The 14263-nt window shown below is 61.2% G+C and carries 16 protein-coding genes; 9 read left to right on the forward strand and 7 right to left on the reverse strand.

The annotated features are described in order from the left end of the window. Positions 1 to 41: 41 nt before the first annotated feature. Positions 42 to 1811: an oleate hydratase gene (locus V3B46_RS12940; protein WP_329892077.1), complete on the reverse strand. Its 1770-nt coding sequence runs from the start codon at positions 1809 to 1811 to the stop codon at positions 42 to 44. A 141-nt stretch (positions 1812 to 1952) separates the two neighbouring features. Further along, positions 1953 to 2477 (reverse strand): GNAT family N-acetyltransferase, encoded by a 525-nt coding sequence (locus V3B46_RS12945; protein ID WP_329892078.1) that lies wholly within the window; start codon positions 2475 to 2477, stop codon positions 1953 to 1955. A 165-nt stretch (positions 2478 to 2642) separates the two neighbouring features. Between V3B46_RS12945 and V3B46_RS12950 the strand changes: the two genes are divergently transcribed. The 4 genes from V3B46_RS12950 to V3B46_RS12965 all read left to right on the forward strand — a co-directional run bounded on the left by V3B46_RS12950 (position 2643) and on the right by V3B46_RS12965 (position 4760). After that, complete coding sequence (locus V3B46_RS12950) at positions 2643 to 3098, forward strand: SRPBCC family protein (protein ID WP_197615299.1); 456 nt, start codon at positions 2643 to 2645, stop codon at positions 3096 to 3098. Between the two features lie 11 nt (positions 3099 to 3109). After that, the gene (locus tag V3B46_RS12955; protein ID WP_182267662.1) at positions 3110 to 3424 is read left to right on the forward strand and encodes an ArsR/SmtB family transcription factor; all 315 of its coding nucleotides are present in this window, start codon (positions 3110 to 3112) and stop codon (positions 3422 to 3424) included. Positions 3425 to 3426: 2 nt separating this feature from the next. Continuing rightward, positions 3427 to 3894 carry an SRPBCC family protein gene (locus V3B46_RS12960; RefSeq protein WP_329892079.1) on the forward strand — a complete coding sequence of 156 codons (468 nt, stop codon included), beginning with the start codon at positions 3427 to 3429 and terminating at the stop codon, positions 3892 to 3894. A gap of 101 nt (positions 3895 to 3995) precedes the next feature. Continuing rightward, positions 3996 to 4760 (forward strand): COG4705 family protein, encoded by a 765-nt coding sequence (locus tag V3B46_RS12965; RefSeq protein ID WP_329892080.1) that lies wholly within the window; start codon positions 3996 to 3998, stop codon positions 4758 to 4760. On the opposite strand, the gene V3B46_RS12970 is transcribed toward V3B46_RS12965, so the two are convergent. Then, the gene (locus V3B46_RS12970) at positions 4757 to 5539 is read right to left on the reverse strand and encodes a 3-hydroxybutyrate dehydrogenase (protein WP_329892113.1); all 783 of its coding nucleotides are present in this window, start codon (positions 5537 to 5539) and stop codon (positions 4757 to 4759) included. The genes V3B46_RS12965 and V3B46_RS12970 overlap by 4 nt on opposite strands. Positions 5540 to 5698: 159 nt before the next feature. Here V3B46_RS12970 and V3B46_RS12975 point away from each other — a divergent pair, with 159 nt between their 5' ends. After that, a complete protein-coding gene (locus V3B46_RS12975; protein ID WP_329892081.1) occupies positions 5699 to 7042 on the forward strand; it encodes a hypothetical protein in 1344 nt (447 codons plus the stop codon). A 227-nt stretch (positions 7043 to 7269) separates the two neighbouring features. Here the strand turns inward: V3B46_RS12975 and V3B46_RS12980 are convergent, their stop codons facing one another. From V3B46_RS12980 to V3B46_RS12990, 3 genes are all read right to left on the reverse strand, one after another. Then, complete coding sequence (locus tag V3B46_RS12980) at positions 7270 to 8124, reverse strand: S1 family serine peptidase (protein ID WP_329892082.1); 855 nt, start codon at positions 8122 to 8124, stop codon at positions 7270 to 7272. 317 nt (positions 8125 to 8441) lie between these two features. Beyond that, complete coding sequence (locus V3B46_RS12985) at positions 8442 to 9173, reverse strand: hypothetical protein (RefSeq protein ID WP_329892083.1); 732 nt, start codon at positions 9171 to 9173, stop codon at positions 8442 to 8444. A 98-nt stretch (positions 9174 to 9271) separates the two neighbouring features. Next, a complete protein-coding gene (locus V3B46_RS12990) occupies positions 9272 to 10111 on the reverse strand; it encodes a type 1 glutamine amidotransferase domain-containing protein (protein WP_329892084.1) in 840 nt (279 codons plus the stop codon). A 96-nt stretch (positions 10112 to 10207) separates the two neighbouring features. On the opposite strand from V3B46_RS12990, the gene V3B46_RS12995 reads away from it, so the two are divergent. Together V3B46_RS12995 and V3B46_RS13000 are read left to right on the forward strand one after the other, a co-directional pair. After that, entirely contained in the window at positions 10208 to 11125 is a 918-nt protein-coding gene (locus tag V3B46_RS12995) for a LysR family transcriptional regulator (protein ID WP_329892085.1), read from the forward strand. Between the two features lie 549 nt (positions 11126 to 11674). Next, positions 11675 to 12031, forward strand: coding sequence for a hypothetical protein (locus V3B46_RS13000; RefSeq protein ID WP_119007842.1), 357 nt, complete (start codon positions 11675 to 11677; stop codon positions 12029 to 12031). 1115 nt (positions 12032 to 13146) lie between these two features. Here V3B46_RS13000 and V3B46_RS13005 read toward each other — a convergent pair. Further along, entirely contained in the window at positions 13147 to 13299 is a 153-nt protein-coding gene (locus V3B46_RS13005) for a hypothetical protein (protein ID WP_182474450.1), read from the reverse strand. Positions 13300 to 13325: 26 nt separating this feature from the next. Here V3B46_RS13005 and V3B46_RS13010 point away from each other — a divergent pair, with 26 nt between their 5' ends. Both V3B46_RS13010 and V3B46_RS13015 read left to right on the forward strand, forming a co-directional pair. Beyond that, on the forward strand, positions 13326 to 13949 hold the full coding sequence (locus V3B46_RS13010) for a hypothetical protein (protein ID WP_329892086.1): 624 nt from the start codon (positions 13326 to 13328) through the stop codon (positions 13947 to 13949). Positions 13950 to 13976: 27 nt separating this feature from the next. After that, the gene (locus tag V3B46_RS13015) at positions 13977 to 14252 is read left to right on the forward strand and encodes a hypothetical protein (protein WP_329892087.1); all 276 of its coding nucleotides are present in this window, start codon (positions 13977 to 13979) and stop codon (positions 14250 to 14252) included. Positions 14253 to 14263: the final 11 nt, after the last annotated feature.

A 14263-nucleotide genomic window follows, 5' to 3' on the forward strand; every position in this document is an offset into this window, starting at 1 on the left:
CGCGGCCTTGCCGGCGCGCTCCCCTCCACACTGACGCGCGCTCAGTCCTCCTGCACCAGCTTGAACTCGCGCAGCAGACCACCGATCTGGGTCTTGTCCAGCTTGTTCATCAGCAGGTTGCGCAGGAACGCAGGCCCGGGAATATCCAGTTCCTTGCCATCGCGCAGGCGACCGGTCGCCGCCAGCAACGAGCGCACGTCATAGGTGGAATTGAACACCTCCGGCACGCCGCGCTCGATGCCCAGCAGGGTATACACCGCTTCCATCGGTGTGCGCACCGAATACTCGGTGGTGAAGATGCAGTCGCGCTGCTTCGATTCGGCAAACTGGCCGATGAAGGCGAAGTTCACCGCACCCTCCGGCACCACGTCCGGGCGATCACCGGCCTGGCGTGGCATGAAGAACGCGGTGATGTACGGCATCATCACCGGCACCGTTTTCGCGCCGGTCGCGGCCAATTCGTCGATTTCTTCCACCGGCACGCCCAGGTGGTACAGCCACTCACGGGTGATCTCCTCGCCGGTGCAATCCTGCATCGGCTTCTTCACGTAGTCTCCGGGCGTATCCACGAACAGCGAATACACCCAAACCACGATCTGGTCCTTGGGCTGGTTCTTGAAATGCGGCTGGCGGTTCACGGTCCAGCTCATCAACCAGCGCGAATCGCGCACGCTGACGATGCCCCCGGTCACCACCTTGCCACTGAACGGGTCGCGCTTGGCGATCTTCTGGATGTAGGCCGGGATGCGTGCGTCCAGCGTCGTCACCGTCGCCGATTCCCACTTGGTCTGCGGGATATGCGCGCCGAACACATCCGGGCGCCCGAACGCAGGATCCCTGGCGGCAATGCGTCGCCACAGGTCCCAGGCAGGCGCCGGCCCCTCATTCAATCGCGCAGCCGTGCGGTGGTCGCCGTTGTCCGAGTTCTCGGTCAACGAACCGATCGTCATGAACACAAGGTCATCCGCGCTCAGATCCACGCCACCGGCCACGCCCTCGCGCGTCCAGTGGATGCGCGTGGCCTGCTTGCGGCCGGCCGCCAGATCGAAGTCGACGTCGGTCACCTCGGTGCCGTACTGGAACACCACGCCGTGGTCCTGCAGCCACTTCACCAGCGGCAGCACCAGCGATTCGTACTGGTTGTACTTGGTGAACTTCAGCGCCGAGAAATCTGGCAGGCCGCCGATATGGTGGATGAAGCGGTGCAGGTACAGCTTCATCTCCAGCGCCGAATGCCATTCCTCGAAGGCGAACATGGTGCGCCAGTACAGCCAGAAGTTGCTGTCCAGGAAGTCGCGACCCAGCACCTCGTCGATGCGCTTGTTCTCCATCTCCTGCCGGGTGGCCAGGAACAGCGCGATGATGTCCTTCTGCGCCTGCTCGGTCAGGGTGAACAGGCCGTCGGTGTGCGCATCCTCACCGCGATTGATCGTGGCACGCTGCAGCGAATAGTTGGGGTCGTCCTTATTCAGCCAGTAGAACTCGTCCAGCACGCTGGCATCTTCAATCTCCAGCGACGGAATCGAGCGGAACAGATCCCACAGGCACTCGAAGTGGTCTTCCATCTCGCGGCCGCCGCGGATCACGAAGCCCTTCTCCCGCACCTTCAGGCCATCCAGCGCGCCGCCGGGAATCTGCTGCTGCTCGAGAATGGTGATGCGCTCACCGGCCATGCGGCCGTCGCGCACCAGGAACGCGGCGCCGGCCAGCGAGGCCAGGCCCGAACCGACGAACCATGCCCGCTTGTCATCGACACCGGCGGGCTTGCGCGGGCGCGCAAAGGCTTCGTAGTTGCCACTGCTGTAGTACATGCGTTGCTCCTTCCTGGAGGGGGTCATCAGGAACCCGCAGTGGAATGACACAGCCATTCCATGCAGGTCATGCCCCTACTCTAGCGCCGAACCGATGTACCGTTTCCTGCACGCACGCTGCGACCGAATGACGCAGCCACGTCAGAGCTGTCGCCCCAGCAACATCCCCGGCCAGCCATCCACATTGAATGGCGCGATGCGCGCATAGCCGCAGGATTCATAGAAGCGCACCAGATCACCGTTACCACCGCCGTAGCAGTCCACGCGCAGATGGTCGAGCCCGGCAGCGCGCGCCTGCTCATCGGCAAACGCCATCAGGCGGCGACCGATGCCACGCACACGGGCGTCACGCGATGCCACCAGCACCCGCACATACAACTCCGGTCCGTCCGGCGTCTGCACGTAGGGCATCGACTCGCCCAGTGCCAGGAACGCGCGCACGTTGCCCAGCTCGTTCTGCGCCACCCATGCACCCGGCAGCGCGCACGCATCGGTCACCTGGGTGATCCGGCGCGGCATCGTGGACCATGGCTCACTGCCCCATTGCTGCAGGTTGCCGATCGATACGAACCATTCGATGACTTCGTCGAAGAGCGTCAGCACCGCAGGGGCATCGGCCTCGCTGGCGCGGCGGATGTTCAAGATTTCCTTTCCAGCTTCAGTCATGCCTGCACTCCTTGACGTCCCGTAGATCCAGTAGTGCCAGGCCATGCCTGGCAGGTGCCCAGTGTATTGATCCAGCCCCCCGTCCACCGGATTTGACATGCAGGCATTTACCTGCCTATAGTCCACCCAAGGACGGCGCCTGTCCGCCCACGCGAGGAACCTGCAATGGTCGATATCGCACACAGGGTCGGCATCAAGGCCCCTGCAAGCCAGGTGTACCAAGCTCTGGCAACCCCCGAAGGCGTCGCCGCCTGGTGGGCCGAAGACACCCATGGTGACCGCGTGGCCGGCGGCTCGGTCAAGGTTCGCTTCACGAACAACGGCCAGGAAATCGGCGCCATGGAAATGAAACTTGAGCAGCTTGTTCCAGGCGAGCTCGTGCTTTGGCGGTTCCTCGCCGGCCCAGCCGAATGGATCGGCACCCACGCGCGCTTCGTGCTGAAACAGGAAGGTAACTACTGCATCGTCCTGTTCACCCATGAAGGCTGGAAAGAGCGCGTCGAGTTCACATCCCACTGCAGTACCAAGTGGGCGGTGTTCCTGATGAGCCTGAAGGCGCTGCTGGAAACCGGCAAGGGCCAGCCCAACCCACACGACATCAGGATCGACAACTGGAACTGAAGACGCCCCGCATGAATGCAGACAAGGTGTTCAAGGCACTGGCCGACCCCACGCGCAGGACGCTGCTGGATCTGCTCTGCGAAGACAACGGGCAGACGCTCAGCCAGTTGTGCGAGCACCTGGACATGGCCCGACAATCGGTCACCCAGCACCTGGGCCTGCTGGAAGACGCCAACCTGATCAGCACCGTGCGCCGTGGCCGCGAGAAGCTGCACTTCATCAACCCGGTGCCGCTGCACGAGGTGTACGAACGCTGGGTACGCAAGTTCGAGCAGCAGCGCCTGAGCCTGCTGCATGACCTGAAACGCGAACTGGAAGGAGAATGACGATGTCCGCAGAGTCCACCTGCTTCATCCACGTGATCTACATCGCATCCACCCCGCAGAAGGTGTTCGAGGCCATCACCCGCCCCGAGATCGCCAGCCGCTACTGGGGCCACGAAAACGTCTCGGACTGGAAACCCGGCTCGCGCTGGCAGCATGTACGTGCCAACGAAACGCGCTCGGTCGAACTGGTTGGCGAAGTGGTGGAAAGCACCCCACCCTCGCGACTGGTCATCACCTGGGCCGCCGCCTCGCAGGCCGAAAACCCGGATGCCTACAGCCGCGTCACCTTCGACATCGTGCCCTACCAGGACATGGTGCGGCTGACGGTTACCCACGACGAGCTTGAACCCGGCAGTGGCATGGATACCGGCATCCGCCAAGGCTGGCCGATCGTGCTGTCGAGCCTGAAGTCGCTGTTGGAGACCGGCAGGGGATTGGATGTGTTCGCGAAGCCGAGTGTGGCCGGCTAGCTGAATCGCGGCAATCGGTTGACACAGAACGAAGGCCGCTTCGACCGCGTTCCGACGCGCGCACCGACACGATCGCCCACAGACTCCCCAGGCGACGTTCGATGATTGCTTCAGACGCAGACTCCCTGCACAGCAAAGTGGCGGCGGTCACCCTCGGCTTCTGGGTGATGAAGATCGCCGCCACTACCCTCGGCGAGACGGCCGGCGACCTGCTGTCGATGACGCTCAACCTGGGCTACGTGGCCAGCTCGGCCATCCTGCTGGCGATCTTCGCCGTCCTGTTGGCCGTGCAGCTGTCGGCGCGGCGCTTCCACCCGGTGCTGTTCTGGTCGGTGGTGCTGGCTACCAGCACCGCCGGCACTACCACGTCGGACCTGATCGATCGCACACTGGGGCTGGGCTACGCCACCGGCGCCAGCCTGCTGGCCGGCTGCCTGGCGCTGGTGCTGGTGGCCTGGCGGGTATCGGAGAAGTCGATCTCGGTCAGCAACATCGAATCGCGTCGCGCCGAAGGCTTCTACTGGACCGCCGTGCTGTTCTCCAACACGCTCGGCACCGCCCTTGGCGACTTCCTCGCCGACGACTCCGGGCTGGGCTTCACTGGCGGCGCACTGCTCATCGGAAGCCTCATCGCGCTTACCGCGCTGGCCACCCGCATCAAGGGCATCAACCGGGTCATCCTGTTCTGGATCGCCTTCGTGCTCACCCGCCCGTTCGGTGCCACCTTCGGCGACCTGCTCACCAAGCCGCTGGAAAAGGGCGGCCTGGGCTTCGGCACGGTGGGTTCATCGCTGGTGCTGTTCACCATCCTGGCCACGCTGGTAGCGCTGCCGATGCTGCAGCGGCGGGCACAGCCCGCCAGTTAGCGCGCGGTCCAGCCCCCGTCCACCGGAAGCGCCGTGCCGGTGATCTGCGCCGCAGCGTCCGAGGCCAGGAACACCACCATTTCCCCCAGCTGCTCGGGCGTCACGAACTGCAACGAGGGCTGTTTCTCGGCCAGCAGCGCGCGCGCGGCGGCCTCCTGATCCGTGCCTTCACGCTCGGCCAACGCAGTGATCTGCTGCTCGACCAGCGCCGTCCGCACCCAGCCCGGGCAGATGGCATTGGCGGTGATGCCGGTGCCCGCATTCTCCAGCGCGGTCACCTTGGTAAACCCCACCACGCCATGCTTGGCCGCCACATAGGCCGATTTGTTCACCGAGCCCACCAACCCGTGCACGGATGCGATGTTGACGATGCAGCCGGCGCCCTGCTGCTTCATGTGGGGCAAGGCCGCCGCCGTGGCATGAAACACCGCCGAGAGATTCAGCGCCAGGATCGCATCCCACTTCTCGACCGGAAACTCCTCGATCGACGCGGTGTGCTGGATGCCGGCATTGTTCACCAGGATGTCGATGCGGCCCATCGTCGCGACGGCGCGATCGATCAGTCCGCGCACCGCCTCGCCACGGGACAGGTCGGCACCGTCATGCGCCACGCGAACACCGAACTCGGTTTCCAGGTTGGTACGGATGCGTTCAATCTCCGCTGCATCGCCGAAGCCATTCAGCACGATGTCCGCGCCTTGTCGCGCCAGCGCCGTGGCGATACCAAGACCGATACCGCTGGTGGAGCCGGTGACCACCGCAACCTTTCCACTGAACATGGGCGTGACTCCATCGGATGCAGGCAGTGAGTGTAGCCGCTGTCGGTTCCACGCCATTGCAAGACAGCTCCGCCGCCATTAGACCGGACTCACTGACTTTGCATCTTTGCTCAACGACGACAGGGAGCTAACATCGAGAAAAGACAAGGGGATAGCGCGGTGCCAAGAAGGAAAAAGATCGCATCCACCGAGTACGGCGGCTTTATCTTAACATTCGAGCCTGGCCGCACCCAATGGCTGCAAGAACGCCTGCATCCAGAGGTGGACTTTTCAGACTCGTTCTCCGCTCTAGACTGGGATATTCAGTCGCGCGAGCTGGTCGCGCTCGTGCTGCAGCAGGACCCGCTTCAAATCCATGCGTTTGCCATGATGGAACACATGCATGGTAGCGGCGGCTCGGGCAAGCGCAAGATGCGCATGGCCAAGCCGCTCCTTGTCTTCGATCAGCCCATTACCTCAAGAATGCTGGCGTCACTGGGACTGGAATCACTCGTCAGTACGCCGGAGCGTCTGAAACGGCTGGATGGGCGAACCTGGAACGAATTCATACAACTTCTGCGAACACTGCGCCCCGCGGACTCAAGGCGCATCAGTGACGTCATCGCCCTGCGTACCTCACAGCATCGTTTACCGGAAGATAGTCAGCGCGAGCTTCGTCTGAACGAACAGCGAGATGGACTTGGCTTAGCTTTGGACATTGGAGGCCTGGACCGAGCAGAAGTCCTTAAATCGATGAACATCGAGCGTGCTGCGAATGCCACGTCCGTCCTGGATCTGCTAGACGACCTGCCTGTGCATGAGCGCACCCTACTCGAACACGATCGTAGGATCTTCAGTTCTCTTTGGGGAGAACAATCCGTCAATGTCGCCACGTTCGGCGACAGCAACGAGCGTTCAGTCCGGGTAATCGTGACCGACCAGACCGATCTAGAAACCGTTCTTGGTATCGATCTTCTCATCTACAACTGCTGCCACGAGAACTACATCCTTCTTCAGTACAAGCGCATGCATAGGAAGCCAAAAAGTTGGAGCTACCCAATCCCACCATCATCAAATTTGCTCACACAACTACAGAGGGCCAAGGACTTCAAGGCCGCAGCAGGGCGGCAAAACGTCTTGTCGTCACCTTCACTTTGGAGTTACAGGCTTAGCGACGATCCCTTCTTTTTCAAGTTCTGTGAGCAATTCCGCCCTGGCGCGCGCGACGAAAGCCTGATTCCAGGCATCACAATGTCAGCCGATCACCTAGACGAATTTCTTCAGTTGCCCGAATCAATCAACAGCGGCGGGGGCAGAGCGATTGGTTATCAAAATTGCCCGCGCTACTTCAACAACTCGGAGTTCATCCAACTGGCAAAGTCTGGCTGGATCGGCACAAGCGCCCGATCGGCAAAATTACTGAGCGAGGTATTGAAAGCGAACAAGAAGGGAGGCAGGCAGGCCATGCTCGCCATCATCGATCCGCCAAAGGAAAAATCCGCAGCAAGTCGTGGCCGAAAGTGAACTCGTGCATCAGAACGACGCTGCTCGTTTCATGAATTCTAAACGACGAACTAATGAAGCCTGCTGATGCCAAAGGTCTCAAGAACTTTGAGGCATAATGCAGCCCATCAGCCCCAGCAATAGCATCCACGAAAAGACGGCACAGTCAGCATCCAGGGTGACGCGACTCGGGCTGTATCGGCCGATGAAGGCACTGAGAACCTCCACCGTTCGGACAACAGCCAGCGTCACTCGCTAGAGCTGAAATGCGGATGCTTCGCTGCTGACCTGCTCTCGCAGATCAGTTTGATTACATCAGCACGCCAGCACAGCCCAAGCGCAGCGCCCTCCTCAACCTTTCCAATTCGTCCGCTATAGCAACCAACGAATTCCATTGCGGACGCACCCATTGCGACATCATTCCGATCCCAGAAGCCTTCTGACTCTGGATCAACTTCCCGATACGGATCGGTCATGTTCCATGTCCCAACATAGCTCGCGAACACCGGGGCCCCAGACATGCCTTGTCGAGTTTGGGTATCCAAAAAAAATGCCGGCAACTTTGCTCCTCCGCGGGAACCTCCAATCGAAGCAGTCTGACCGCCAATGCATATATCGTAGTACGGCTCAGAAGCTATGAAACCAGACTTCCAGATAGGCAGACCGAATCCGATACTGAGCGAATATGGGAAACCAATCACAAAGCAGGTCACACCAGGCTTTACTGGGATCCTTGTCCGGCTTACACAGTTAGCAGCGTTATGCATGAATTCCGGGCAAGCGGATGGCCGCTCGAATGGAATTGCCACAACATCACAGGACGAGCCCAGAACAGGATGTTCGTACCAAACCGGCTGATAATTTCGGTATATATCAACCCGTCGCGAGACAGTCGTAAAATGCCCAGGCGGAATTTGATGTCCAGGCACTTCGTAAGACGACAGATTCGCTTCAATGAATGTTGGAAAGCGAACCGACAGTGGCTCTTTGGTCAAAAAATTCCGACCCGACAAATTATGCCAGTTAGTAATAATGAACCAACTTCTGTCATGCTGATAGAAGAAGGCTGTACCCGTCGATATCAACCCATCCTCGTCATGCATCCGAATTTCAAACGGACACTGAGAGTACGTACTCCTAATTCCGCACTCCACCACACCTCACCCCCATGCCTTTGCATCCATTATGTTCAAGACTGCCCCCCCCCTGATCAACGCTTGCCACAAACACAACCACACCTCTCCGACCATATTCAATCACAGAGATGTTCCGGAAAGGCTAGCAGAATTTTCAAGTGCGACCACATCTAAATGAAAGGCCCACAGGTCTTCTGCCCATATACGGGGGACGGCAGCCGTAATGATAGAGGCTCACCGGCCCACCCCATGCGCACCATCCGAATGGCGTCATTCTGGTCCCATCACTTCCAATGATCCGGCCCCAGGAACGGCAGGCTCAACACAAACACCGGAACCGCCACAGGAATCAACGCCGCGCCCAGCACCTTCCCGGCCGCTGTCCCAACACCCGGCTTGTCCTCCCGCTCCGGCAGGATCCGCTGCGCCCGCGCACTGATCGGCTGCGCCAGCTTCCCCTTCTCCGCCAACGCTGCAGCGTCCGGCAACTTCACCCGCTCGCCGTCGCCCTCGAACAGCGCGCTGTAATAGCTGCCGCCCTTCTTTGAAAGATTGCAGGCCCGATCAAACGCCAGCGCATAACGGCTCCGATCCTGCGGCAGGTAGTAGCGCGCCCGCTCATCCACATACTTCGCCTCGCGCGGGAGCACCTCAATCCGCTCAAGCTTGAACTGCGTGGCCTGTTCCGGCGTCACCTGCTCCGGCCGCAGCAGCAGCGCATAGCTGCCGTGCACCTTGGCCTTGTTGGCCGGGTCGCGCCAGTCCTCATGGAAGTACATCTGCGCGCAGGCCACCGCCTCGCGCAGCGGGCTGTCCATCAGCGCCCGGTACTCGCGGAACGGCGCGGCATTGAAACGCATCGGCTCCTCAAAGCGCGGCAGCAGGTACAGCTGGCCATCGTCGGCCACGAACGCACCGGTGATCTCGCGGCTTGAGGCGTGCTCCTCCGGGCCACTGGCACAGCCAGACAGCAGGCCAAGGCACAGGGCGGAGAGAATGAAGAAGGACGTTCGCATGTCGTGTTCGAGGGCTTCCCTGGGAAAACGCCCCCGCCCGGAAGGACGAGGCCAGTCCACCATGGTGCCACGGCACCGCATGCGATGCAGAGCCCGCCCTACTTCAACCGCTCCACCAACCGCTGCCCCACCTCCAGCGCCGAAGCCGGGTTCTGCCCGGTAATCAGCTCGCGGTCCACCACCACATGCCCGGTCCACGGCGTGGCATTGCTGCTGAACTTCGCACCTGCCCGCTGCAACGCCGTCTGCGGGTAGAACTTCATCTCACCGCCACCCAGCAGCGGCTTGGCCTGCTCTTCTTCCTGGTTGCTGATCACCGTCATCTGGTAGCCGCTGTAGATCCACTTCGGCGTGGCCGGCATCCCACCCGCCTCCAGCTTTGCCACGAAACCCGCAGCATCCGGCAGCGTGGACAGCAGCGCGATCGGCCCGTGGCAGACCAACGCGGTGGTCTTGTTGCGCTGGTGGAAGTCGGCCAGCAGCCGGCCCAGCGCCGGGCTCTTCAGCAGATCCTGCATCGGCGCGTGGCCACCGGGAATGTAGACCGCATCGAAACGCGCGTAGCCCTGCTGCTCGATGCGCGCCAGGCTGACCACCGGCGAGGCCGTCGGCGAGGTCAGCGCCAGCTTCTCCAACAGGTCCTTGTGCAGCGTCAGCTGCGCGGCATCGTTGCCGAAGTATGCCGGCGTCACCGAGGACGCATCCACCGTCGGCGCCCGCCCCTGCGGCGTGGCGAACGTCACCGCGTGGCCCGCGTCCAGCAGCAGCTTGACCGGCTGCATCAGCTCGTTGAGATAGAAGCCGGTGGACAGCACCTTGCCGTCCTTCAGGTCCAGGTGGTTCTCGTCGGACAGCACCACCAGCACGTTGGCGGCATGCGCGCCGGCCGCGGCCAGGGTCAGGGCCAGCGCTGCGGCCAGACGGGTCATCAGGTTCATGGGGAGCTCCTATCGGGGAATGGCGGCCACTTTATTCATCGCCGCAGCGGCGATAAATTGCCCCCATCGCAAAACATCTGTTCCCCGGAGAGCCAAATGAGCCGCAAGTTCGACTACCTGGGCGATGTGGAGGTGTTCCTGGCGGTGGTCGAGCACGGCTCGTTCACGGCCGGCGCGGTGGCGCTGTCCACCACGCCCTCGGTGCTGAGCCGCGCGGTCACACGCCTGGAAGCGCGGCTGGGCCGGCAGCTGCTGCAGCGGACCACCCGCCGCGTGGGCCTGACCGACGCCGGGCGGCTCTATCTGGACCAGGTGCGCACCGCCTTCGGTCTGCTGGACGACGCCGAGCGCGACGTACTGGCCCAGGACGGTGCGCTGGCCGGCCGCGTGCGCCTGAGCGTGCCCACCACCTATGGCCACTACCGGCTGCCGCCCGTGCTGGCGCGCTTTGCGCAGCAGTACCCGCAGGTGCAGGTGGAACTGAACATCACCAACCGCAACGTGGACCTGGTGGCCGAAGGCTTCGACCTGGCCATCCGCCTGGGCCAGCTGCCGGACAGCGGGCTGGTGGGGCGGAAGCTGGAGGATGCGCCTTTGGTGCTGGTGGCCGCGCCGGACTACCTGCAGCGCCGCGGCACGCCGCAGACGCTGGACGACCTGCAGCAGCACCTGTGCCTGCCCTTCGTGATGCCACGCACCGGACGGCTGGCGCCGTGGGCGTTCCGCGACGACGGGCGCGACGTGGACTGGCTGCCGCGTTCGTCCATCGAGACCTCCGACGATGTACTGGGCGTGGTGTCGCTGGCCGAACAGGGCATCGGCATCTGCCAGAGCTATGCGTTCATTGTGCGCGAGCGGTTGCAGCGTGGGCAGCTGGTGGAAGTGCTGCCGCAGCTGCGAGGGCGGTCAAGGCCGTTCTCGGTGATCTATGCGCCGCATCGACGGCAGTCGGCTGCTGCGCGGGCGATGATTGAGTTGCTGGTGGGGAATGCGGCTGAGGATCGCACTTGTTGAGGCCGCGAGGCGCGCTGGCGATGTCGGGATTGAACCGATTTTGTGGGTGTGCGGCCTGTCGGGAGCCGCTGCCTGCCGAAGCAAACTAAGAACTGTTGCAAAGAAGGCCGTCGCGCTATTCGCTTGCGGCGTGGGCAATTGCGCCAGTTTGATTCGCCATCAGCAGAGCAGCTGCGCGAATGCGTCTGCTGGCGTCGCGTGCTGCACGAGTGGTGCGTGCAACAATAGTTCTTCGCTCTCGGATTCCGCGATTCCTTCGCGAATTTCTATTGGCATTCGAAGCGGCGGCGTAAACACCATGACGTGCCACCGACAACGGGTGGCTCCGGGTCTGCAAACCCGCGATGAGCAACGACTGTTGTTTACGCTTGCCCGTCGGCACCGTCCTTAACCGGTGCCGGCGGGCAATCCGTCGGCCTATCTGGCGGGCGGTGCGTGGGGGTCTTCGGACCCACCGGTCATTCGTTGCTTCGTCCCGGTTTGCAGCCACGCATCGTCCGCCACCTCTTCACGGTGGCGCTGTTAAGCACAGCCACGGAAGCCGACGCCATGAACGAATCCGATACCTTTTCCTCGTACACCGTTGTTGAGCCCATCAACGACGACACTCCCCTGCCCGACCTGAACTCCCTGCTCGGCATCCTCAAGCGCATGCGCGGCTGCGAGGGGGCTGATGGGCATCCTTGGCCGGAAACCGATGTGTCGCCCGGCCGACGCGTGAGCCTGGCGAGGACCGAGCGCGCGATGGTGGGAGCGCTGACGGTGCTGGAGCTGTTGCACGCGGCAGACCGCTGCCGGGTCGCAGCGGACCCGGAGCGGCATTTGGATGAGGGGGTTGTGGATGGGCTGTTTCTGGCCTGCCGGGGCTTGGTTGAGTGGGCTTGTCGGGAGGTTAGACCGGAGTGATCACCAGTAGTCATCCGTAGCCATCTACATACCGGAATTGAGCTCGTCGCCTTCTCCGACTTACTCTTCAGCTTGCTGCAACATCATCCCCTCACCCTGCACTGCGTCCCGCCCTACATAGGATGCAGAGCCCTCCTTGCGCTCGATCTACTGATTCATCAACAGACTGTATGCAACTGGCGCTCACATCGGACTACTCTCGCGCTCGGCGACTTAGAGATCGATGTTGCTCTGCGGCATCTAGATGGCAAGTACTAAATCGCGGAGCGCAGGGAGACCTGCCTGATCAAGCATCGGCGCGCGGGATGTCGCTGAGCATGCATGGAGACTCCATCCGCTTTCCCTTGGATTTGGGTCAGGCCCCGCCGGGAAAGTGCTCATGGCAATCGGATCCGATTCACGACAACGCTTTGACTGCACAGAAATAGTGAGCTTGCCGCCCAATATTGGCTATAGTTCGGTCATGTGCTAAACGGTAATCAAGCCACCCTGCCCTATGCCTGCACCCACGCACCTTATCGAACAGCAGCTGATCGCATCCTTTGTCGACGCCCGAGGGAAACTGCCGGACGACGAGGCAGTGCTGGAACCGTGTGCGCTGTTGGTCCACCTAAGGAAGACAGTCACGGGGGGAGGGCACGGTGCCAGCGAATCGTTCGCGCTCATACTCCCCACCGAGCCAAGCTATGCGCGATGCGCTCTGCAAGCAATCTTACATTTCCAGTCTGTAACTCACGCCGGCCCGACCAGCCAAGCCTGCGAACCGCTGGAGCTTGTGGCTGCTGAATTTCCCGCTCTCCCGGTGCAAGGGAAATACTCCAATGCGCGCGAATCGGCTTCGACAGCAATGGCGTCAGCCCGTATCTCTTCGCCCATGGGACCTACCTGAACGGCAGCAGGGGCTTCTAATGGCCAATCCTACAAATTTCCTAGACTGTAGCTTTCTGATTAATTTCGCCTGCGATCGGCCAGTCGCCAGCAGGCGCAGGCACGATCCAATCCATTGCGGCGAACGCAGTCATACGGGCATAACTTGCGTAACCGCGCCGTTCATGCTGGCGCGGACCGGCAAGCGGTGGGTAGCTATCCAGGTCTTCCTATTCAGCCGGCGAAGCCTATTCACCCTTGGCAAGATGAAGAAGCGCTTGAGCAAGGATGGCGCTAAGTCGATTGTTGCCTTCGCACTGGTCGAGCGCCAAAACATCGATCAAGGAGCAACATTCGCGCTCAGCCAAGGACACGTCGATAAAACGGTACAGCAGCGGCATATCCAATCGACGGAGGGGAGTTGCGCATGAGTTTCCCGGCCGGTATCCAAGGGTGTATGAAGGATTGCATCCAGTCCTTGTTCTGGCCTCGCAAGGACATCCTCGGTTTCTTTGAAAAGCATGGTTGTACGAAAGCAGAACTGGCTAGCGTGTCGATCGATGGCGAAGACGCGATCAAGCGGCATGAGATCATCGACACGATGTTCGCGGCGTTGAACCAGCGCGCAGACAGCGGCATAGGGCCCTTTCGAGCAATGCTTCAATCGCTATTAAACTGGTCTCATTTCGACACCTACTACTTCGACAGACTCCGCAAGCTTGATCGGAGCACCGCCTACCGAAATTTGGAGCACTTGCGCCAACTACAGGAAATTCGCGAAGCTAGGATCAGGCAGCAGCGCGAACTCCGGGCAGCACAAGAGGCACAGCGTCAGCGTCCCACCGCCTCGCTACATCAGCTGCGTACGAAGTACCTTGGCCTGCTTGCCAATACCACGTCACGGCGGCAACGATACGCCTTGGAAGGGATTCTGTCGGAGCTGTCGCGCCTGTCCGGGTTGAACGCAACAGAAGCCTTTCGGGTGAACGGGGAGCAGATTGATGGTGTCGTTAAGTTCGATGGTGAGCACTACCTCATCGAAGCCAAGTGACAGGAGCGAAGTGCCAGCAACGAGCCCGTGTATCAATTTGCGGGCAAGGTATCCGCGAAATTATATGGTCGGGGCTTATTCATCTCGCTCAATGGATTCAGTCCAGACGTTATCAGGAGTCTAGTCATCGGCAAAGAGATCCAAACGCTATTCATTGACGGCGAAGACCTAATACTGGCGCCAGAGGGCCACCTGACGTTGGGCGACATAATTGATCGCAAGGTGAAGGCAGCGCAGACCAAGGGACTCATTTACGTGCACCCAATTTCAGGGGCAGAAAAGAAGCCGCAGGCACATTACTGATAAAGAAGCGA

The organism is Stenotrophomonas sp. SMYL11 (assembly GCF_036320005.1).
Classification (GTDB): Bacteria; Pseudomonadota; Gammaproteobacteria; order Xanthomonadales; family Xanthomonadaceae; genus Stenotrophomonas; species Stenotrophomonas maltophilia_A.

Coding starts and splice junctions, on each gene's coding strand:
- V3B46_RS12940 (WP_329892077.1), bottom strand. CDS start 1,811: ATGTACTACAGCAGTGGCAACTACGAAGCCTTTGCGCGCCCGCGCAAG.
- V3B46_RS12945 (WP_329892078.1), bottom strand. CDS start 2,477: ATGACTGAAGCTGGAAAGGAAATCTTGAACATCCGCCGCGCCAGCGAG.
- V3B46_RS12950 (WP_197615299.1), top strand. CDS start 2,643: ATGGTCGATATCGCACACAGGGTCGGCATCAAGGCCCCTGCAAGCCAG.
- V3B46_RS12955 (WP_182267662.1), top strand. CDS start 3,110: ATGAATGCAGACAAGGTGTTCAAGGCACTGGCCGACCCCACGCGCAGG.
- V3B46_RS12960 (WP_329892079.1), top strand. CDS start 3,427: ATGTCCGCAGAGTCCACCTGCTTCATCCACGTGATCTACATCGCATCC.
- V3B46_RS12965 (WP_329892080.1), top strand. CDS start 3,996: ATGATTGCTTCAGACGCAGACTCCCTGCACAGCAAAGTGGCGGCGGTC.
- V3B46_RS12970 (WP_329892113.1), bottom strand. CDS start 5,539: ATGTTCAGTGGAAAGGTTGCGGTGGTCACCGGCTCCACCAGCGGTATC.
- V3B46_RS12980 (WP_329892082.1), bottom strand. CDS start 8,124: ATGCATGACGAGGATGGGTTGATATCGACGGGTACAGCCTTCTTCTAT.
- V3B46_RS12985 (WP_329892083.1), bottom strand. CDS start 9,173: ATGCGAACGTCCTTCTTCATTCTCTCCGCCCTGTGCCTTGGCCTGCTG.
- V3B46_RS12990 (WP_329892084.1), bottom strand. CDS start 10,111: ATGAACCTGATGACCCGTCTGGCCGCAGCGCTGGCCCTGACCCTGGCC.
- V3B46_RS12995 (WP_329892085.1), top strand. CDS start 10,208: ATGAGCCGCAAGTTCGACTACCTGGGCGATGTGGAGGTGTTCCTGGCG.
- V3B46_RS13000 (WP_119007842.1), top strand. CDS start 11,675: ATGAACGAATCCGATACCTTTTCCTCGTACACCGTTGTTGAGCCCATC.
- V3B46_RS13005 (WP_182474450.1), bottom strand. CDS start 13,299: ATGCCGCTGCTGTACCGTTTTATCGACGTGTCCTTGGCTGAGCGCGAA.
- V3B46_RS13010 (WP_329892086.1), top strand. CDS start 13,326: ATGAGTTTCCCGGCCGGTATCCAAGGGTGTATGAAGGATTGCATCCAG.